The sequence below is a fragment of the Rhodococcus sp. IEGM 1307 genome, from assembly GCF_030056915.1.
Lineage (GTDB): Bacteria > Actinomycetota > Actinomycetes > Mycobacteriales > Mycobacteriaceae > Rhodococcus_F > Rhodococcus_F opacus_D.
In genome coordinates this window covers 1-660 of sequence record NZ_JASHKW010000073.1, presented here as the reverse complement: position 1 = coordinate 660, position 660 = coordinate 1, and the positions used below count along the sequence as shown (strand labels likewise).

The window sequence follows — 660 nt, the reverse complement described above, 5'->3', positions numbered from 1 at the left end:
CCGTTATCGCCAGCCCAGCAACGCATCTGGTTCCTCAACCAATACGACACCACCACCCCCACCTACAACATCCCCCTCACCCTCCACCTCACCGGCCACCTCGACACCACCGCCCTCCACCACGCCCTCACCGACCTCATCCACCGCCACCAACCCCTCCACACCACCTACCCCCTCCACCACGGACACCCCACCCAACACATCCACCCCCACCCCACAACCCCACCACTCACACCCACCCCCACCACCGAAACCCAACTCCCCCACCACATCAACACCGACACCACCCAACCCTTCGACCTCACCACCGACACCCCCCTCCACACCCACCTCTACCAACTCGACACCACCCACCACACCCTCACCCTCGTCCTCCACCACATCGCCGCCGACGGCCACTCCCTCACCCCACTCACCCACGACCTCACCACCGCCTACACCGCCCACACCCACCACCAACCACCCCACACCACACCCCTACCCCTCACCTACACCGACTACACCCACTGGCAACACCAACTCCTCGGCACACCCCAGCACCCCACCCCCACCACCCAAACCCACACCACCTACTGGACCACCACACTCACCAACCTCCCCGACACCCTCCCCCTCCCCACCGACCGACCCCGACCCACCCACCGCACCCACCACGGGGAT

The 660-nt window shown here is 66.2% G+C and carries 1 protein-coding gene; it reads left to right on the top strand.

The annotated features are described in order from the left end of the window. Positions 1-660 (top strand): condensation domain-containing protein (locus QM841_RS43735; RefSeq protein WP_283336794.1); only part of this gene is annotated, 660 nt, incomplete at both ends.